Genomic DNA, 19,580 nt, shown 5'->3' on the forward strand with positions numbered 1-19,580 from the left:
CGATCGGCGATCATGTCCGGAGGGAGCGACGCCACGCGCCCCTGGACCAGATATCCCGACCGCAGCCGTATCCTGGAGAAGCGCGCGTGAGCAAAGCCGTACTGAAGATTGCCGTACCGACGATAGCGGGGTTGATCCTGGGATCCAGCCTGCCCCTGGCCGCACAACAGATTCCCGATCGCGACTACCGCGCGCCGATCCTGGCGCCGACCTACGCCAAAGGCACCGGACCGGTGGTGTGCCTGGACGAGGCCCACCATAACTTCCACACCCTCGACGGCCGCTATTGGTCGTTCGGCGAGCTGTTGCGCCGCGACGGCCATTCGGTGCGGCCGCTGCGCGGCAGGCTCGAGGCGGCGACGCTGGCGCCGTGCGCGATCGTGGTGATCGCCAATGCGCAGCCGAGCGATGCCGATTGGAACGACTACCCCAGCCCCACCCCGTCGGCCTTCAGCGACGCCGAGATCCGCGCGACCCGGCGTTGGGTCCAGCGCGGCGGCAAGCTGTGGCTGATCGCCGACCATATGCCGCTGGCGGGCGCGGCGGCGTCGTTGGCGCGGGCGTTCGGGGTCGAGTTCAGCGACGGCTTCGCGATGCCGGGCTTCGACGCCGATCCGCAGCGGCGTGCGGCGATCTTCAAACAGCCGACGCTGTTCCGGCGCAGCGACGGCACCCTCGTCGCGCATGCCGTACTGCGCGGTCGTCGCAGCGGCGAAACGGTGACCCAGGTGCGCAGTTTCACCGGCCAGGCCTTCCGCTTGCCGGATGGTGCCGAGTCGGTGCTGGCGCTGCCGTCGGGCTATGTCTCGCTGCAACCGCTCAAGCCCTGGCAATTCCATGCCGATACGCCGCAGATTCCGGTCGCGGGCTGGTCGCAGGGCGCGGTATTGCGGGTGGGGGCAGGACGCGCTGCGTTCTTCGGCGAGGCGGCGATGTTCACCACGCAGCTGCAAGGTCCGGATAAGTGCCCGATGGGCATGAATGCGCCCGGGGCGGAGCAGAATTTCCAGCTCGCCTTGAACGTAGCGCATTGGCTGTCGGGCCGGCTCGACGCCGACGCGCCCTCGCCGAAGCCGGCGCGATAAGCGCGCGGCCGCATTGCGCCGGTTCGCGCAGTGCGGCCGCGAGCCGGCCGCCCTTCAGCCGCGATTCGGCGAAGATTCATCGCCGAATCGCTAGCCTCGCAAAAGGCTCGTTCCTGCGATCGGGCCCGTTACGATGAACGTGCCCGCTGCGCGTTCGCGACCTGCCCAACCGGCGCTGTCAAGCCGGTGCAGCGTCGATGCGACGTACCGTCGAGCGCGCCGAGCATGTTCTACTTCCGAACATGTCTGTTTCCGCCGTCCGCCGGAGTCCCCCATGCCCCGTTCCTTGCCTCGCGTCCTGAGTCTGAGTCTCGCCCTGAGCCTGGGTATCGCCGCCACCGCCGCCGTGGCCGGCCCGACCGAGGATCAACGCGCACGCGACGCGGTGCGCGTGCTCGGCGACATCCAGCAAATTCCCGAATCCTCGATTCCCGACAAGCTGTTCGACGAAGCGCGCGCGATCGTCGTGGTGCCCGACACGCTGAAGATCGGCCTGGTCGTCGGCGGTCGCCGCGGCCACGGCCTGGTCTCGGTCAAGAACCCGGACGGCACCTGGTCGAACCCGAGCTTCGTCAAGCTCACCGGCGGCAGCTTCGGCTTCCAGGCCGGCGTGCAGTCCTCCGACATCGTCCTGGTGTTCCGCGGCGACCGCGGCCTGGATTCGATCGTCAACGGCAAGGTCACCCTCGGTGCCGACGCCAGCGTCGCCGCCGGCCCGGTCGGCCGCACCGCCGCGGCCGCCACCGACGGCCAGCTCAAGGCCGAGATCTGGTCGTGGTCGCGCGCACGCGGCCTGTTCGCCGGCATCGCTCTCGACGGCGCCGCGCTGTCGATCGACGACGACGCCAACCAGGCCGTCTACGGCGAAGGCAGCACCCCGCGCATGATTTTCGAGGGCCGCGCGAACGGCCAGCCGTCCACTGCCGTGGTCGATTTCCGCGACCGTCTCGAAGAGGCCAGCGCGACCGCGCGCGCCAACCGCACCGCCGAGGACCAGCGCCCCGCGCTCGGCGCCACGGTCTATCCGGAATCCGGGATCACCCCCGCCCAAGCCGCGGCCGCTGCCCAGGCCGCGCCGGCGCGGACCCGCCTGGCGCCGGCCGAGCCGGCCCAGCCGCAGCCCGTTCAGGGCCAGCCGCAGCCGTTCGAGACCGTGCCGGCCAACCCGGCCAAGGTCGAACCGCTGCCCTGATCGGCCTGCCGGTTGCGGTTCGATGGCGGCCGCATGACGGTTCGCCAACGGCCGCGCCGGTGCGTGACCGCAGGCTCATTAGCCCGTGGCCGGGCAGTGTCGATCTGTATCGGACGGCCGGTGCCGCAACCTTCTGTTACAAAGGTTGCGGTATCCTCACGGCCCCGGTTGCGCGCATCGACATCGCGCCGGCCGCGGACGAGCTGATCGGACCAGCCGGCTTGAGGTTCTCATCCACTATCAACGGGTTTAACGGGACACCGCCATGGGCAGCATGAGTTGGATTCACTGGGTCGTCGTCCTGCTGATCGTCGTTCTGGTTTTCGGCACCAAGCGTCTGGGCAACATCGGCAAAGACGTCGGCGAAGCCGTGAAGGGCTTCAAGAAGGGCATGCACGACGACGACAAGCCGACGCAGCAGCTCAACGACGAAACCCGTCAAGACAACGCCTCCGACAAGACGCCGTCCTCGCGCAACGACGAGCACACCCCGCGCTGACGCTCGCGGCCCCGACGCGCTCCGCCCTTCCGCAGGCCAGCCCCAGACCATGTTCGACATAGGCTTCTCGGAAGTCTTCGTGATCGCGATCGTGGCTTTGATCGTGCTCGGTCCCGAACGCTTGCCCAAGGCCGCGCGCTTCGCCGGTCTGTGGGTGCGGCGCGCCCGGGCGCAGTGGTATTCGGTCAAGTCCGAACTCGAGAACGAACTCGCCGACGAGGACCTCAAGCGCAGCCTGCGCCAGGCCCAGGACGACCTGCGCGACGTGCAGGGCCAGTTGCGCGACAGCGGCCGGGCCATGCGCGACGAAGTCGATGCCATGAACCGCAGTATCGCCGCGCCGGTCGGCGCCGCCGCCAGCCAACCCGAGGACGTCCCCGCCGACAGCGCGACCGCCTCCGGCGACGCGCACGGCGCCGAGCCGGCTGAGCAAGCGCCGGCCGAGCAAGCGCCGGCCGAGCCGGCCGCGGACGCACCGCCGACCCACGATTACGCCAGCGCCGCCTTGCCGGACTACCGCCCCTCCTCCAAGACACCGACGCCGAACGATGAACGACGCTGAATCCCGCGCGCCGCACGCCGGCGGCCCCGGCGACGATGCCTCGCCCGAACCGCGGCTGCTCGATCACCTGATCGAACTGCGCGCACGCCTGCTGCGCGGCGTGACCGGCCTGATCGTCGTCTTCCTCGGCTTTCTGCCGTTCGCCAACAAGCTCTATCACTACCTGGCGACGCCGCTGCTGGCCAAGCTGCCGGCCGGCAGCCAGCTGATCGCGGTGGAAGTCGCCTCGCCGTTCTCGGCGCCGCTCAAGCTGGCGTTCTTCGCCGCGCTCATGGTCACCATGCCGTGGCTGCTCTACCAGGCCTGGGCCTTCGTCGCGCCCGGCCTGTACCGGCGCGAGAAACGCCTGGCCCTGCCGCTGCTGGTGTCGGCGCTGGTGTTGTTCTACGCCGGCTGCGCGTTCGCGTTCTTCCTGGTGCTGCCGTCGGTGTTCGGTTTCCTGGTCAAGGTCACCCCGGTCGGCGTGGCGATGATGACCGACATCAACGCCTACCTGGATTTCGTGCTGATCCTGTTCCTGGCCTTCGGCATCAGCTTCGAGGTGCCGGTGGCGCTGGTGATCCTGGCCCTGCTCGGTTGGGTCACCCCGGCCCAGCTCAAGGAAGCGCGCGGTTACGCGGTGGTCGGCATCTTCGTCATCGCCGCGGTGATCACCCCGCCGGACGTGGTCTCGCAGCTGATGCTGGCGATTCCGATGTGCATCCTCTACGAGATCGGCATCATCGCCGCGAAGTGGGTGGCCTCCGACCGTCGCGACCGCGACGGCGAGGACGACGCTTCGAGCGGGGACGCGCGCGACCGATGAGCGCACCGGCGAGCGCGCCGGCCGGGTTCTGGCCGCGCTACGCGGCCTGGTCGTTGGATGCGGCCGCGGTCGCCGCGGCGACCAGCGTCATCGGCGCCGGCCAGTGGCTGGCCCTGGCCGAATCGGCCCGGCGGGCCTATGCGGCGATGGCCGCGCGCACCGCCGAGGTGATGGCCGATTCGGTGCTCGACGACCTGTCATTCGGCGGTTTCGCGCAACGGCTGCTCGCCGATCCGGCCCTGCATGCGGCAGCCACGACCACGGTGACCGCACTGACCGCGCTGGTGTTCGGCTGGATGCTCGCCTTCGCACTGCTCGGCGCGGTGTATGAGCTCGGTTTCGTGCTGTCGCCATGGCAGGCTACGCCCGGCAAGCGTGCGCTGGGCCTGCGCGTGACCGGCATGGACGGACAGGCGCTCGGCCTGGGCCGCATCGCCCTGCGTTATTTCGGCGGCGGTCTGTCGTGGCTGAGCTTGAACATCGGCCATCTGCTGGCGATGGCGAAACCCGAACACCGCGCCTTGCACGACCGTCTGGCCGGTGCGCGCGTGGTGCGCGACGGCGACGCGCGCATGCCGCTGTGGGGCTGGGCCTGGGTGTCGCTGCAGCTGTCGGCGACCTTGTTCGCGATGGTCCGGCTGTTCGGCGCGATGCAGGCCACGATGGACGCGGCCGTGTATCAGGCCGGCGGCCTGTAGCTCACCAGCCGCTACCGCGGGCTCAGGCTTCCAGCTGTCCCGGACGCGGCGTCGACGAAGCCTGCTGCGTGACCGGCTGTTCGCCCTGGCCGAACACGTCGCGCCAGGCGTAGTAACAAGTGCCGACCATGACCACCACCACCACCGCGCCGTAGGCCAGGTACAACGAGGCGGCGAGCAGGGCGCCGACCACCGGGTGGATGAGGCTGCCGATCTGCACCAGCACGATCGCGATCACGCTCGCCAGCACCGCCGACACCACCACGCCGAGCACGAACAGCATCGCCGCGAGCAGGTAGGCGCCGAGGTTCCACAGCGAGGCGCTGACGCTGCGCTTGACCGCATCCGACAGGCTCAGCCCCGAGAACATGATCAGCGGCACCGAGATCAGCAGGATCGCGTTGCTGAAATAGTTGAACAGGAACTGCACCAGCATCATCAGGCCCGGGTGATCGGGCTCCGGTGCCGTGGCGACATGGCCGCTGAGCGCGCTGCGCATCATTTCCAGGTACTGCGGCCAGTAATCCTGGCCGGCCAGCCAGATCACCAGCGCGGTGCTGACCAGGGTCAGGGCGATCTGGATCAGGCCCAGCAGGGCGAGCGGGCCGGCCTTGCCCTGGCGCAGCGGCGCGAACAGGTCGCGCGCGCGCGTCGGCCGTCCGGCCTCGGCTTCGCGGATCACGTGCATGAGGCCGGCCAGCAGGATCGGCAGCAACAGCACCAGGGCGACGAACATCGGGATCAGCGCGGTCGCGACGCTGGCCATGTCGGGGTTGGCGCCGCCGGCGAGACTGCGCGCCGGGGTCGCCAGCACCAGCGCCAGCAGATACAGCACCGCCATGAACAGCACCGCGGCGCCGAAGATCGCGCGCGGATTGCGCGTGCCCAGGTTGATCGCGCGGATCAGCCATTGCACGCCGTGGGTCAGCGGTACCTTGCGCATCGGTGGGGTCATCGGATCGATCCTGGCCGTGGGGCCGTATTGCTCGGTGAATACGAAGTCGGTGCAACGAATGAGGCCGGACGGTCGCAGGCCCGCGACCGTGCGGACGCGGCGCTCAGCGCCCGTGCAGCGCGCGCGCGTGGCCGACGAAACGCCGCAGCACGCGCCGTGCGAACGGCGTGGCGCTGACGCTGCCGGCGATGGTCCGGGGGCAATGGCCTTCGTTGCGCAGCGCGTCCTGGCGCGCCCGCACATAGCCGCGCATATGCGTGGCGCTGAATTCGGGGTGGAACTGCACGCCCCAGGCGTTTTCGCCCCAACGGAAGGCGTGGCAGGCATCGTGGGCCGAACGCGCCAGCACGGTCGCGCCGTCGGGCGCGCGCAACACGGTCTGCAAGTGGGTGGCCTGGGCCGGGAACTGATTGGGCAGGCCGGCGAACAAGGGGTCGTCGCCGGCGCTGGCGTGCAGTTCCAGGCCGATCGTGCCCATCTCGCGGCCGGCCGGGTGATTGCCGACTTCGCCGCCGAGCGCGTGGGCGAGCAACTGGTGGCCGTAGCAGATGCCGAACAGCGGCAGGCGCGCGTGCGCGGCCTCGCGCAACCAGGCGGCGCTGCGTTCGCTCCAGTCAGCGCGGTCGGTGACCATCGCGCCCGAGCCGGTGACGATGGCGCCGGCGAAGCCTTCGCGGCTCGGCAGCGGCTCGCCGTGTTCGACGTTGACCACCACGGCCTCGTCGCGATCGAGCCCGGCCGCGACCCGGATCCAATGCGGAAAGCCGCGATGGCGGCGCATGGAGGCGACCGGCTGGCCGGTCTCGAGGATCAGGAAGGGCGGATTCACGGCGTGGCGGCAGGCGGGAGCGGTGCGAAACCAGGGGGAAAGCCCTGGCGCGCAAGGCTCGTCGCTATACTAACCCGCTTTGCTGCACTGCGATGAGACCATGGCCGCGAGCGACCACCCGACCCCGCTGATCACCTTCCAGAGCATGATCCAGCGCCTGAACGCCTTCTGGGCTGAACAGGGCTGCGTGCTGATCCAGCCGCTCGACCTCGAAGTCGGCGCCGGTACCTTCCACCCGGCGACCTTCCTGCGCGCGCTGGGTCCGGAGCCGTGGAACGCCGCCTACGTCCAGCCCTGCCGCCGCCCCACCGACGGCCGCTACGGCGACAACCCCAACCGCCTGCAGCGCTATTACCAGTACCAGGTGGCGATGAAGCCCAGCCCCGACAACATCGTCGAGCTGTACTTCGATTCGCTCAAGGCGCTCGGCGTCGACCCGATGGTGCACGACCTGCGCCTGGTCGAGGACAACTGGGAATCGCCGACCCTCGGCGCCTGGGGCCTGGGCTGGGAAGTCTGGCTCAACGGCATGGAAGTCACCCAGTTCACCTACTTCCAGCAGGCCGGCGGCCTGGAGTGCAAGCCGGTGCTCGGCGAGATCACCTACGGTCTCGAGCGCCTGTGCATGTACTTGCAGAACGTCGACAACGTGTTCGACCTGGTCTGGACCTACGGTCCGGACGGTACGCCGGTGACCTATCGCGACGTCTACCACCAGAACGAAGTCGAGCAGAGCGCCTACAACTTCGAGCACGCCGACGTCGCCGAGCTGTTCCATCGTTTCGACGCCTGCGAAGCCGAAGCGCAGAAGCTGATCGAACTCGGCCTGCCGCTGCCGGCCTACGATCAGGTCTGCAAGGCCAGCCACTCGTTCAACCTGCTCGATGCGCGCCGTGCGATCAGCGTGACCGAGCGCCAGCGTTACATCCTGCGCGTGCGCAAGATCGCCCAGGGCGTGGCCGAGGCCTATCACGCGCAGCGCGAGAAGCTGGGTTTTCCCGGCCTCAAGCGCGCGTCGAAGGCCGAAGCCGCCTGACCCGCCGAAGCCCTTCCCCGCATGCGGGAGAGGGGTTGGGGTGAGGGCCGGCGCCCGAAGTCCGCCTGACCTCGCACCGAACACCTGCAGTTCGTTCGAATCTCACCCACCTCGCTGCAGCAAGCGCGAGGCGTCTTCCCCGAAGACGAAAACGCAAAGGCATCCGCATGAGCACGACGCAACCCCTACTGATCGAACTGGGCACCGAGGAACTGCCGGTCAAGGCCCTGCCCGGTCTGGCCCAGGCCTTCTTCGATGGCGTGCTCGACGGTCTGCACAAGCGCGGCATCGGTTTCGATCGCGAAGGCGCCAAGCCGCTGTACACGCCGCGCCGCCTGGCCGTGCGCCTCAACGGCGTGGCTACCGAGCAGCCCGAGCAGAAGAGCGAAGTGCTCGGTCCCTATCTCAACATCGCCCTCGACGCCGACGGCCAGCCGACCAAGGCGCTGCAGGGTTTCGCCCAGAAGGCCGGCATCGACTGGAGCGAGCTCGAACGCACCAGCGACGCCAAGGGCGAACGTTTCGTCCACCGCGCGACCAAACCCGGCGCCGACACCGCCAGCCTGCTGCCGGACATCGTGCGCGAAGCGCTCGCGGCGATGCCGATCCCCAAGCCGATGCGCTGGGGCGACCACGACTACGGTTTCGCCCGCCCGGTGCATTGGCTGGTGCTGCTGCTCGGCACCGAGGTGGTGCCGGCCGACTTGCTGGGCGTGCGCAGCGACCGCATGAGCCGTGGCCACCGCTTCATGCACGACAAGCCGGTCTGGTTCAGCGCGCCCGAGGACTATGTCGAATCCCTGCGCAGCGCCAGCGTGCTGGTCGACGCTGACGAGCGCCGCGAGCGCATCGTCCGCGAAGTCACCGCCGCGGCGCAGCAGGCCGGCGGCCAGGTGCGCATCGACGAAGGCATCCTGGAAGAGGTCAACGGCCTGACCGAATGGCCGGTCGCCATCGCCTGCGGCTTCGAGCGCGAGTTCCTCGCCGTGCCGCAGGAAGCCTTGATCGCGACCATGGAAGCCAACCAGAAATTCTTCCCGGTGCTCGACGCGCAAGGCCAGCTGACCGAGCGTTTCATCGGCATCGCCAACATCCAGTCCAAGAACGAGGCCGAAGTCCGCAAGGGCTACGAGCGGGTGATCCGCCCGCGTTTCGCCGACGCCAAGTTCTTCTTCGACGAAGACCTGAAGCAGGGCCTGGAGTCGATGGGCGACGGCCTGAAGACGGTGACGTACCAGGCCAAGCTCGGCAGCGTGGCCGACAAGGTCGCGCGCGTCGCCGCGCTGGCCGCAGCGATCGCGCCGGCGGCAGGCGTCGACCCCGCGCAGGCGCGCCGCGCCGCGGAACTGTCGAAGAACGACCTGCAGTCGCGCATGGTCAACGAGTTCCCCGAATTGCAGGGCATCGCCGGCCGTTACTACGCCCAGGCCGCGAACGAATCGGCCGCAGTCGCCGCGGCGATCGACGAGGCCTATATGCCGCGTTTCGCCGGCGATGCGATCGCGCCGTCGAAGCTGGGGCAGGTGGTCGCAATTGCCGAGCGTCTGGATACCTTGGCGGGTGGCTTCGCCGCGGGTTTGAAGCCGACCGGCAACAAGGATCCTTTCAGCCTGCGTCGCAATGCGTTGGGGCTGGCGCGCACGCTGATCGAAGGCGACATTGGTTTGTCGCTGGATGCGGCGCTGGAAGACGCGATTGCGGCGGCGAGCACCGCTATCGCGATGGAAGAAGCGCAAAAGAAGCTTCGGGCCGTCGAAGACGCGAAGAAGCAGGGCGCAGACGTCGGCAACAAAGCGCAGGGTGGTTCGAGCGTTCGTCCCAAGGGCGAGGAACTCTATGAGTTCATCATCGAGCGGCTGCGCAGCTACTACACCGACCAGAGCGTGCCGGCGCAGCAATTCGACGCGGTTGCAGCGATGCAACTGGCCAAGTTGCCCGACTTCGACCGCCGCCTCAAGGCCATCGCCGAATTCGCCAAGCTGCCCGAAGCCGAAGCGCTGGCCGCGGCCAACAAGCGCATCCGCAACATCCTCAAGAAGGTCGACGGCGACGTGCCGACCGCGATCGACCCGGCGCGTTTCGTCGAGAGCGCCGAGCGCGAGCTCGCCGACGTCGTCGATGCCGCGATCGCCGATACCGATCCGTTGTTGGCGCAGCGCGACTACGTCGCTGTGCTCGGCCGGCTCGCCCGCCTGCGTCCGCAGGTCGATGCCTTCTTCACCCACGTGATGGTCAACGTCGACGACCTGGCGGTGCGCAACAACCGTCTGGCCCTGCTGAAGCGTTTGTCCGACCGCCTCGGCAGCGTTGCGGCGATCGAGCATCTGTCGATCTGAGTCCGGGCACCTCGCAGAAAACGAAAGGCCGGCGCAAGCCGGCCTTTTTGTTGCGTGCGGTTACGGTGCGGCCGAGTCTCATCGGACCCGAGGTCGTGCGACAGACGAATCCGCGGCCTCGGCTCTGTTTCGAGCGCCCATGAAAAAGGAGCCGGCTTGCGCCGGCTCCTCGTTTCACGCTGCAAGTTCCCGAGTCGAACTCAGAAGAACTTGTAGTTCACGCCGACGTAGTAGGCGCGGCCGATCGAGTCGTACAGACCCGAGCCGAAGCCCGTACCGAACAGGTTGACCGGCGGATCGGAGTCGAACAGGTTGGTCACACCGCCGTAGATCTGCCAGCCGCTGTCCTTGATCGTGTAGCTGCCGCGCACATCGTGGAACACGCCCGAACCGGCCTTGATCGGCCGCGTCGAGGTCGGGTTCGAACGGTAGCTGGCGTTGGTCACGCGCAAGCCGCCGTCGGCGAAGCGGGTGCTCCAGTTCACGTCCCAGTTGTCGCGCATGTAGGAAGCGCGAACGGTGGCCTTCCATTCCGGGAAGCCCAGGGTCTTGTTCTGGTCGACCGACTCGTCCTTGTCTTCCTGGAACGGATAGTCGGTGTAGCCGAGCACCTTGGTGGCATTGAGGTCCCAACGCATGCGACCGCCCCACAGCGGGTGGCTGTAGTACATGCCGAGGTCGATACCGTCGGTGGTGGTGGCGGCGATGTTCTGGTTGATCGAGGTCAGGAAGCTGATCTGACCGTCGGGACCACGTTCGGTGTTGCGGCAGTAGATGTTGTCGATGCCGTTGGGGTTATCGACGCAGCGATCGGCGGTTTCCTGGAAGGTCGGCGCGGTGATCGAGTCGATGAGCTTGATCTCCCAGTAGTCGACGTTCATACCGAAGCCTTCCAGGAAGGTCGGGGTGAACACGAAACCCGCGGTCCAGCTGCGGCCGGTTTCCGGATCGAGATCCGGGTTGCTGCCCGACAGGCCTTCGTTGGTGGCGGAGAACTCATCGGTGAACGTCGGCGCCAGACCCAACGCGGCACAGTTGCGGGCGCGCACCGCGGGGTTCTTGGCGTTGCCGATGTTGTCCATATCGCAAGGATCGGCGACGCCGCCGAAGTTCTGCGACTGGCCGCCGAACAGTTCGTCGATGTTCGGCGCTCGCACCGCGGCCGACATGTTGCCGCGGACGCGCAGGCTGTCGTTGATCGCCCAGTCCAGGTTGTAGCGCCAGGCTTTGGCGCCGCCGATGGTGTCGTACTTCGAGTAACGCGCTGCAGCGCCGACGGTCAGGCTCTTGATCGCCGGCAGGTCGGCCAACAGCGGCACCGCGACTTCGGCCCAGATTTCGCGGACGTTGTAGCTGCCGCCCGAATTCGGGATCGCATTGAGGAAGGTCTCGAAGTTGATGTCCAGCGGATCGTTGATCGAACGGCTGGTTTCGCGGCGGTACTCGACACCGGTGCCGAAGCTGACCGGGCCGGCCTTGAGCTCGAACAGGTTGTTGTTGGTCAGCGAACCGCCGGCCACGAACTGGGTCAGGCGCGCCTTGGAGATCGTGGTGACGTTGAACCAGTTGGCCGCGGCCGGGCTGATCGCGCCTTCGCCGAAGACCGAGAACGGAATGCACGAGGCGGCGACTTCCGGCGACACTTGACCGTAGCCCTGGTTGAAATCCAGCGCCAGATTGGTGTGGCCCGGGTCGATCTTGGAACGGCAGACGATATTGCCGTTCGCGTCCTTGACCGCGTCCAGACCGGCGTAGAACCGCTCCATGTGACGGTTGTTGAGATTGCGGCGGCGCTCGTGGGTGCGGCCGTAGTTGACCGACACGTCGTACAGCCAGTCGCTGGTCAGCGCGCCTTCGGCGCCGAACACGACGCGGGCGGTCTGGCGGTCGGTGTCTTCGCCGCGCAGGCCGGCATCGACGTCGTTACGTCCGACGCGAATGGACTGGCGAGCGCCCATCAGCGCCAGCAGTTCCGGCGTCACGTAGGCGTTATCCCGCTCGATGATGTGCGGGTTGCCGGTGCCGCCGAACGCAGGCGAGAAGTACGACTTGCTGTGCACCTTGCTGTACATGCCTTCGAAGTACAGGCGGTGGTCCTGGTTCAGATCGAAGCCGGCGACGGCGCTGACGGTGTCGCGCTTGTACTGCGGCTGGATCTGCAGGTCCTGGTTGCCGTCGAGGCGGTCGCAGTTCTGGCAGGTGGCGTTGGTATTGCGCAGGGTCGGACTATCGCGATCGAACGGACCGTCGAAGCGCTGCTTGCGCACCTGGCCGTTCGGATCGAAGGTGTAGCGCAGTTCCGGCAGGAAGTTGCTGCCGAGCGAGAAGGTGCCGGCGCTGGTGATGGTGTAGTTGCCGGCGTTCGGCAGCAGGGTGTTGTCGAAGCCGCTGCCGGGCGAACGGATGGCGCGGTAGGCCTGCTTGCCGAAGCGGTCGCCGAACATCAGGCGGTCCTGCTGGCTGTGCTCGAACGACAGCGCGACGTTGCCGCGGTCTTCGGCGAAGTTCCAGCCGCCGGTCAGCGAGATGAATTCCTTGCCGAAGCTGCCGTGCTGGCTGTCGCCGATCTGCGCGTGCAGGTTGGCGCCTTCGAACTTCTTCTTGAGGATGAAGTTGACCACGCCGGAGACGGCGTCGGCGCCGTACACCGCGGAAGCGCCGCCGGTGATGATTTCGACGCGCTCGACCCAGTCGGCCGGGATCAGGTTGGTGTCGACGGCCGAGGTGCCGGCGGACGCGCCGACCATGCGGCGACCGTTGACCAGCACCAGGGTGCGGGCGGTGCCGAGGTTGCGCAGGTCCTGCATCGCCACGCCGGCGGTGCCGATGAAGCGACCGGAGTTGCCCATCGTGAACGTGGTGGCCAGCTGCGGCATCGTCGTCAGCAGGTCGCCGATGTTGATCGCGCCGGTCGCCTTGATGTCTTCGGCGGTCAGGACGCTGACCGGGGCCGGGGAGACGACGTTCGGGTTGGAGATGCGCGAACCGGTAACGGTAACGGTTTCGATCTTGGTGACGTCTTCATTCGAAGCCGTTTCCGCCTGCTGTGCATAGGCGGGCGCGACGACGCCGACCAGTGCGGTACAAACAGCAGTGGTGAGTATTTTTCTGTTCACGAAGTGGACTCCTGAAATATGCAGTGACATTGCTTCCCTACCGTGTGACTTCCCTGATGGCTGGGAGTGGTGGATTGGCTGTTTTCTAGGAGACCCCGATGAGCCCGCAGCACAGCCCCCAGCGCTTGCGGTCAGTTCCCCTGAGGCCGAAATTACGACTTCTTAACGCCAGATGCAACGAATCTGCAAAGTGGCTGAACAAAATACGTAAGCAATACAAGCCTTTACCGGTTATCCTGATCGCTATGCCATTGATCCCCCGTCTTTTTTTCGCCGTCGCCCTGGTACTTGGAGCCGCCGGCACGGCCCGGGCGGCCAAAATCGGCAAAGTCGAGATCGTCGGCCTCGATGAGGCCATGACCCAAAACGTGCGCGTTTCCCTGTCCCTGGTCGATACGATCGGCAAGGACGTGTCCGGGCGCCGCCTGGGCTATCTGCTGCGCGAGGCCGAAAACGAGGCCCGCGAGGCCCTGGAGCCGTTCGGCTACTACTCGCCGACGATCAAGGTCGAGGATTCCCGCGGCACCCGTCGCCGCGCCCCGGCGCTGCCCGCCGACTCCAGCCCGGCTGAAGCCAGCCCGGTCGGGGCGAGCCCGGCCGACGCCGATCAGGCTGAAGCGAGCCAGGCCGAGGCCGGCATCGGCGAAGACCCGTCCACCCGAGGCGCTTCGTCCCAGGACCCGGCCGCTCCGGCCGCCTCGGCAGCGACCCCTTCGGTGCCGATCACCGTCACCCTGACCATCGACAAGGGCGAACCGGTCAAGGTGCGGCGCTCCGACATCGCCATCCTCGGCGCCGGCAGCGACGACCGTTACCTCAACCAGGACCTCGACGCCTTCCGGCCCGGCCCGGACCAGGTCTTCAATCACGAGCTGTACGAGGCCAGCAAGACCAAGATCACCCGGCGTCTGGCCGAGCGCGGTTACTTCGATGCGGATTTTTCTTCGCGGCGGGTGGAAGTGACCCGCGCCGAACATGCCGCCGACATCGACCTGGTCTGGACCAGCGGCCAGCGCTACGACATGGGCCCGATCACCTTCGAGCAGACGCCCAAGCGGATCATCCGCGACAGCCTGCTCGAGCGCCTGGTGTACTGGGAACAGGGCAGCTACTACCACCAAGGCAAGCTCGACCGCTTTCGCGAGTCGCTGTCGCGGCTGGATTATTTCGCCAGCATCGACATCGAGCCGCAGCCGGATCAGGCGGTCGACGGCCAGGTGCCGGTCAAGGTCGTCCTGACCCCGGCCAAGCGCAGCATCTATACCGCCGGCCTGAGCTACGGCACCGACAGCGGCGCCGGCGTGCGTCTCGGCCTGGAACGGCGTTACCTCAACGACCGCGGCCACAAGGCCCTGGCCCAGGTCGATTTCGCCGAGCGCCGCAAGACCGCGACCTTGCAGTACCGCATCCCGGCCTTCGCCTGGCTCGACGGCTGGTACACCTTCAGCCTGCAGGGCACCGACGAGCAGACCGACTACATCGACTCGCGCCGCATCGAATTGGTCGCCAGCCGCAGCGGCAAGATCAACCAGCGCTGGACCGCCACCGCCTCGGTGCACGGCCTGCGCGAGCGTTGGGCCTATGCCGACGAGGACGACGACGATCCGACCACGCCGGTCGAGTACCGTTCGGCGACCTTTTTGTATCCCTCGTTCCGCGTCGAGTACGTCGATGCCGACGACCGCTTGTATCCGCGCAACGGCATCGCCGCCACCGCGATGCTGCGCGGCGGCCTGGAAAGCGTCGGTTCGGATGCGAACTTCCTGCAACTGCACACGACCGCGCGCTGGTACAAAGGTCTGGGCCCGCGCAGCCGCCTGATCGCCCGCGGCGAACTCGGCCACACCTTCACCGACGCCTTGGTCGACATGCCGCCGACCCTGCGTTTCTACGCCGGCGGCGACCGCAGCATCCGCGGCTACGAATGGCGCGAAGTCGGGCCGCGCATCCCCGCGATCGACGGCCGTAAGGCGTTCGCGCTGGGCGCCAAGAACGTGGTCACCGGCAGCGTCGAGTACGAGCAGTACTTCAACGACAGTTGGGGTGCGGCGGTGTTCGTCGACAGCGGCAGCGCGTTCGACAACACCCCGAAGCTGCGCACCGGCGTCGGCGTGGGCGTACGTTGGCGTTCGCCGGTCGGCCCCTTGCGGATCGACATCGCGCGCGGCCTGGACGACCCGGATTCGGGTTTCCAGCTGTATCTCAACATCGGCGCCGATCTCTAAGGCACGCGGCCAGGACGACCCTGCAACGACATGAGCGATACGCCGAAAACTCCCGAACAACTGTTGCTCGAACGCCGGCAGCGTCGTCGCGCGGCGGCCAAGCGCTGGGCCTGGCGCAGCAGTTTCATCGCCGGCTCGTTGACCCTGTTGATCGCGGCCGGCCTGTACTGGCTGATCAGCACCATCGCCGGCCGCGACCTGTTGCTGGCGCAGATCGTTTCGCGCCTGCCGGCCGATTCGACCTTCACCTGGACCGCGGCCGAGGGGCCGGTGTCGGGGCCGCTGACCTTGCGCGGCGTGCGCTTCGCTTATAAGGGCACGGTGTTCACCGCCGAGCGCATCTTCGTCGATCCGGCCTTGGGCCCCCTGCTCGGCCGCAAGCTGCGCCTGGACGCGCTGCAGGTCGAGAACGCCACCCTCGACCTGCCCAAGAGCGACGAGCCCTTCGAGTTGCCGAGCTGGCCCGAGGTGCTGCCACAGATCGAACCGCCGCTGGCCTTGCAGGCCGACGACGTGCGCATCGACGGTTTCAAGCTCAGCCAGGAAGGCGAGCCGCTGATCGACGTGCGCCGCCTGCGCGCCGGGCTCGATGCGCAGTCGGGCAAGCTGCATGTCGAGAAACTCGAAGCGCTGACCGACCGCGGCCGTTTCACCGTGCACGGCGAGTACGAACCGCGCAACGACTTCAAGACCGACGTGGTGGCGACCGTGGTGTTGCCGAGCGCGCCGGGGCGCACGCCGCCGCGGCTGGGCCTGGTCGCGCGCGGCGACCTGTCGCGCATGGACGTCGCCATCGCCGGCGCCGCACCCGGTCCGGTGCGTGCGAGCCTGACCCTGCGCGGCAAGGACGATCCGCGCTGGCAGTTGCGCGCGCGCGCCGATGCGCTCGATGTCGGCTTGCTGCTCTCGCCCGAGGCCAAGCCGAGCGACACGCCGATGGCGTTGCGCTTCGAGGCCGGCGGCGTCGGTGGCAACGCCGACCTCAACGGCGAATTCCGCCAGGGCGATCTGGCGGTGACGGTTTTGCCGTCGAAGATTTCGCTCAAGGACCAGGTGCTCGACGTGCAGCCGTTGGCGCTGCAGTTGTTCGATGGCACCGCGACGCTGCGCGGCCATGCCGACTTCACCGACGCCGACAACGGCCAGTTCAAGTTTGCCGTCAATGCGCGTGATCTGCGTTGGGGCGGCCAGCCCGCGGCGACCACCGCGACCGCGGCCGCCATCGCCAAGCCTTCGCGCGCGCCGCAGGCGCCGGCCACGCCGGCGATCGTGCTGGAGACCGCCGAGCTCGGGTTCGCCGGCACGGTCAAGGCCTGGGCGGCGATCGGTAAGGCTCGGCTGCTGCGCGACAAGCAAGCCGCGACGGTCGAGTTCGACGGCCGCGGCGACGACCAGCGCATGAGCCTGAAGACGCTCAAGGCCAAGATGCCGACCGGCCAGCTCGACGGCAGCGGCGACGTCGCCTGGGCGCCGGCGCTCGGCTGGAACTTCAAGGCGACGCTGTCGGGTTTCGACCCGGGTTATTTCGCGCCGGAATGGAAGGGCGCGGTCGACGGCCAGCTCGCCAGCACCGGCGCCACCCGCGCCGACGGCGGCCTGGACATCCGCGTCGACGCCGAACGCCTCGGCGGCCGTCTGCGCGACCGGCCGCTCGGCGGACGCGGTCGCTTCGCGATGCACGGTGCCGCGCCCGGCAAGAGCGACGACGCTTACGAAGGCGACGTCGCCCTGACCCTAGGCGGCAGCCGCGTCGATGCCAAGGGCAAGCTCGCCCAGGCGATCGAACTCGACGCCAAGCTGGCGCCGCTGCAGCTCAACGATCTGTTGCCGAACACCGCCGGCAGCCTTAGGGGCACGCTCAAGCTCAGTGGCGCGCGCGATGCGCCGAACATCGACGCCGACCTGACCGGCAGCGGCCTCAAGTACGGCGACTACACGGCGGCGAGTTTCAGCGCCAAGGGCCGCCTGCCCTGGCGCGGCCGCGGCGGCGAACTGGCCCTGCGTGCGAGCGATCTCAATGCCGGCCTCGCCCTGTCGTCGGTGAGCGTCGATGCGCGCGGCGCGGTCGAGTCCCTGCAACTGCAGGCGCAGGCCGACAGCGAGGTCGCCCAGCTCGCACTGGCCGGCCATGCCGACAAGCGCGGCGCGACCTGGCAAGGCGCGCTCGCATCGCTGCAGCTGACGCCGAGCAAGGGCGCGTCCTGGCGTTTGCAGCAGGCCGCGCAGTTCCGTTGGGACGGACGCAATGGCGCGTTGACGAATGCCTGCCTGGCCTCGAGCAGCGGCGGTTCGCTGTGCGCCAGCGCGGACTGGCCGCGGCGCGGTGTCGATATCAAGGGGCAGGGGTTGCCGCTGTTGTTGGCCCAGGCCTATCTGCCCGAGCGCAGCGACAAGCGGCCGTGGCTGCTGCGCGGCGAAATCGCGCTCGACGGCGAACTGCGTCCGGTCGGCAACGGTTGGCGCGGCCAAGTCGATATCAGCTCGGCCGGCGGCGGTCTCAAGTTCAGCGAACGCGCGCGCCGCGAACTGCTGCGCTACAACGCGTTGTCGCTGAAGGCGACCTTCGACCCGAACAAGCTCAACGCCGAACTCAAGGCCGGCTTCAACGACGACGGCCACATCGATGCCAAGATCGCGACCGGTTGGGACGCCTATGCGCCCCTGTCCGGAGACGTCTCGGTCGACACCGACGAACTCACCTGGCTGGAGATGTTCTCGCCCGACATCGTCGAGCCCAAGGGCCGTCTCGAAGGCCGCATCAGCCTGGCCGGCACGCGTTCGCAACCCTTGCTCGGCGGCCAGGCCCAGCTGAGCCAGTTCACCACCGAACTGCCCGCGCTCGGCATCGTCCTGCAGAACGGCAACGTCCGCCTCGACGCACAGAGCGACGGCAGCGCGCGCATCGCCGGCAGCGTGCGCTCCGGCGAAGGCACCTTGAATATCGACGGCACGCTCGGTTGGCAGGGCGACGACACGCCGCTGGTGCTCAACCTGCGCGGCACCAACGTGCTCGCCTCCGACACCCGCGACCTGCATGCGATCGCCAACCCCGACCTGACCGTGCGCTACGCGGCCAAGCAGCCGCTGCAAGTCACTGGCACCGTGACCATCCCGACCGCGCGCATCGACCTGGAACGCCTCGACCAGGGCGTGTCGGTGTCCGAGGACGTCGTGGTGCTCGACCCGGCCGATCCGGAAGACACCGGCGCTTCGCCGCTCGACCTCGATCTGACTCTGGTGGTCGGCGAGCAGGTCAAGCTCAACGGCTTCGGCCTCGACGGCAAGCTCGGCGGCCAGATGCGGGTGCGTTCGCGCCCGGGTCGCGAGATGACCGCCAACGGCGCGCTCAACGTCGAAGGCCGCTACACCGCCTACGGCCAGAAACTGCAGATCACCCGCGGCCGCCTGGCCTGGAACAACGGCCCGGTGTCGGACCCGATCCTCGATGTGCGCGCCGAACGCGAAGTCGGCGCGGTCACCGCCGGGGTCGACATCAGCGGCCGGGTCAGTTCGCCGCAGGTCAATGTCTGGTCGAACCCGGCCAGCTCGCAGTCCGAAGCGCTGGCCTATCTCGCACTCGGCCGGCCGTTGTCGTCGGTCAGCGGCGACGAAGGCCGCCAGCTCAACGCCGCCAGCGCCGCGCTTTCGGCCGGCGGCGGCATGCTCGCCTCGCAGCTCGGCGCCAAGATCGGCCTCGACGATGCCGGCGTGATGGAAAGCCGCGCGCTCGGCGGTTCGGTGCTCGGCGTCGGCAAATACCTGTCGCCGCGCCTGTACGTCGGCTACGGCGTGTCCCTGCTCGGCACCGGCCAGGTGCTGACCCTGAAGTATTTGTTGCGCAAGGGCTTCGACATCGAGATCGAGTCGAGCACGATCGAGAACCGCGCTTCGATCAACTGGCGCAAGGAAAAATAATGCTGCGCGAGCGATCAGTGGGCATTGTTTAGGAGTGCCGGAGCGGCCGGCTCCTTGCCGCATATAAGAAGGGGCCGGAACAGCCCCGCTTCTTGCAGCGCGCAGTACATCGAGTGCGCCAATGGCCGCCCTTGTCGGTCGACCAGAGTTCTACAGCATAACTGTGGAGTCGCGTTGGTTGAGTCTTGTGTGAACATCACTCGGAAATCAAAGTGCCATGACATCTTCGCCATTAGTCCGCCATATAGGGGTTGCTGCTGTCTCGCTAGCAATTTCGTTGATTTCAGTGTGGCTATATGTGCGCCTGGGACAGCCGCCTCTGAACGT

General features: G+C 67.9%; 12 protein-coding genes and 1 pseudogene. 10 read left to right on the forward strand and 3 right to left on the reverse strand.

The window, feature by feature from the left end:
* The first annotated feature begins 86 nt into the window (after positions 1–86).
* The 6 genes and pseudogenes from LC490_RS02815 to LC490_RS02840 all read left to right on the forward strand — a co-directional run bounded on the left by LC490_RS02815 (position 87) and on the right by LC490_RS02840 (position 4,841).
* Positions 87–1,085, forward strand: coding sequence for a DUF4350 domain-containing protein (locus tag LC490_RS02815; RefSeq protein ID WP_223619223.1), 999 nt, complete (start codon positions 87–89; stop codon positions 1,083–1,085).
* A 286-nt stretch (positions 1,086–1,371) separates the two neighbouring features.
* Positions 1,372–2,070, forward strand: a pseudogene (locus LC490_RS02820) (lipid-binding SYLF domain-containing protein); the annotation flags it as partial.
* A gap of 472 nt (positions 2,071–2,542) precedes the next feature.
* A complete protein-coding gene (gene tatA, locus LC490_RS02825) occupies positions 2,543–2,776 on the forward strand; it encodes a Sec-independent protein translocase subunit TatA (RefSeq protein WP_031370598.1) in 234 nt (77 codons plus the stop codon).
* Between the two features lie 49 nt (positions 2,777–2,825).
* On the forward strand, positions 2,826–3,338 hold the full coding sequence (tatB, locus tag LC490_RS02830; RefSeq protein WP_223619224.1) for a Sec-independent protein translocase protein TatB: 513 nt from the start codon (positions 2,826–2,828) through the stop codon (positions 3,336–3,338).
* On the forward strand, positions 3,325–4,143 hold the full coding sequence (gene tatC / locus LC490_RS02835) for a twin-arginine translocase subunit TatC (RefSeq protein WP_223619225.1): 819 nt from the start codon (positions 3,325–3,327) through the stop codon (positions 4,141–4,143). The genes tatB and tatC overlap by 14 nt, the downstream gene beginning before the upstream one ends.
* Positions 4,140–4,841, forward strand: a complete 702-nt coding sequence (locus tag LC490_RS02840) for an RDD family protein (RefSeq protein WP_223619226.1) — start codon at positions 4,140–4,142, stop codon at positions 4,839–4,841. Before tatC ends, LC490_RS02840 begins: the two co-directional genes overlap by 4 nt.
* A gap of 22 nt (positions 4,842–4,863) precedes the next feature.
* On the opposite strand, the gene LC490_RS02845 is transcribed toward LC490_RS02840, so the two are convergent.
* Together LC490_RS02845 and LC490_RS02850 are read right to left on the reverse strand one after the other, a co-directional pair.
* Positions 4,864–5,796: a BPSS1780 family membrane protein gene (locus LC490_RS02845; RefSeq protein WP_152566080.1), complete on the reverse strand. Its 933-nt coding sequence runs from the start codon at positions 5,794–5,796 to the stop codon at positions 4,864–4,866.
* Positions 5,797–5,899: 103 nt separating this feature from the next.
* Complete coding sequence (locus tag LC490_RS02850; protein WP_223619227.1) at positions 5,900–6,625, reverse strand: glutamine amidotransferase; 726 nt, start codon at positions 6,623–6,625, stop codon at positions 5,900–5,902.
* Between the two features lie 100 nt (positions 6,626–6,725).
* Here LC490_RS02850 and glyQ point away from each other — a divergent pair, with 100 nt between their 5' ends.
* Both glyQ and glyS read left to right on the forward strand, forming a co-directional pair.
* Entirely contained in the window at positions 6,726–7,661 is a 936-nt protein-coding gene (gene glyQ / locus LC490_RS02855) for a glycine--tRNA ligase subunit alpha (protein WP_031370603.1), read from the forward strand.
* A gap of 167 nt (positions 7,662–7,828) precedes the next feature.
* A complete protein-coding gene (gene glyS, locus LC490_RS02860) occupies positions 7,829–9,997 on the forward strand; it encodes a glycine--tRNA ligase subunit beta (protein WP_223619228.1) in 2,169 nt (722 codons plus the stop codon).
* 200 nt (positions 9,998–10,197) lie between these two features.
* On the opposite strand, the gene LC490_RS02865 is transcribed toward glyS, so the two are convergent.
* Positions 10,198–13,113, reverse strand: coding sequence for a TonB-dependent receptor (locus LC490_RS02865; protein WP_223619229.1), 2,916 nt, complete (start codon positions 13,111–13,113; stop codon positions 10,198–10,200).
* Between the two features lie 245 nt (positions 13,114–13,358).
* Between LC490_RS02865 and LC490_RS02870 the strand changes: the two genes are divergently transcribed.
* Positions 13,359–15,338, forward strand: a complete 1,980-nt coding sequence (locus tag LC490_RS02870) for an outer membrane protein assembly factor (protein WP_223619230.1) — start codon at positions 13,359–13,361, stop codon at positions 15,336–15,338.
* 30 nt (positions 15,339–15,368) lie between these two features.
* Positions 15,369–19,253 (forward strand): translocation/assembly module TamB domain-containing protein, encoded by a 3,885-nt coding sequence (locus LC490_RS02875; protein WP_223619231.1) that lies wholly within the window; start codon positions 15,369–15,371, stop codon positions 19,251–19,253.
* The last annotated feature ends 327 nt before the right edge of the window (positions 19,254–19,580 follow it).

Origin of the sequence: Lysobacter sp. ESA13C (genome assembly GCF_019970005.1) — a bacterium.
GTDB classification, from domain to species: Bacteria; Pseudomonadota; Gammaproteobacteria; order Xanthomonadales; family Xanthomonadaceae; genus Lysobacter; species Lysobacter antibioticus_B.

Bases quoted from the DNA above. Each gene is read 5' to 3' on its own strand.
- LC490_RS02875 (WP_223619231.1), top strand. From the start codon at position 15,369: ATGAGCGATACGCCGAAAACTCCCGAACAACTGTTGCTCGAACGCCGG.
- tatA (WP_031370598.1), top strand. From the start codon at position 2,543: ATGGGCAGCATGAGTTGGATTCACTGGGTCGTCGTCCTGCTGATCGTC.
- tatB (WP_223619224.1), top strand. From the start codon at position 2,826: ATGTTCGACATAGGCTTCTCGGAAGTCTTCGTGATCGCGATCGTGGCT.
- LC490_RS02845 (WP_152566080.1), bottom strand. From the start codon at position 5,796: ATGACCCCACCGATGCGCAAGGTACCGCTGACCCACGGCGTGCAATGG.
- LC490_RS02840 (WP_223619226.1), top strand. From the start codon at position 4,140: ATGAGCGCACCGGCGAGCGCGCCGGCCGGGTTCTGGCCGCGCTACGCG.
- LC490_RS02870 (WP_223619230.1), top strand. From the start codon at position 13,359: ATGCCATTGATCCCCCGTCTTTTTTTCGCCGTCGCCCTGGTACTTGGA.
- glyQ (WP_031370603.1), top strand. From the start codon at position 6,726: ATGGCCGCGAGCGACCACCCGACCCCGCTGATCACCTTCCAGAGCATG.
- tatC (WP_223619225.1), top strand. From the start codon at position 3,325: ATGAACGACGCTGAATCCCGCGCGCCGCACGCCGGCGGCCCCGGCGAC.
- glyS (WP_223619228.1), top strand. From the start codon at position 7,829: ATGAGCACGACGCAACCCCTACTGATCGAACTGGGCACCGAGGAACTG.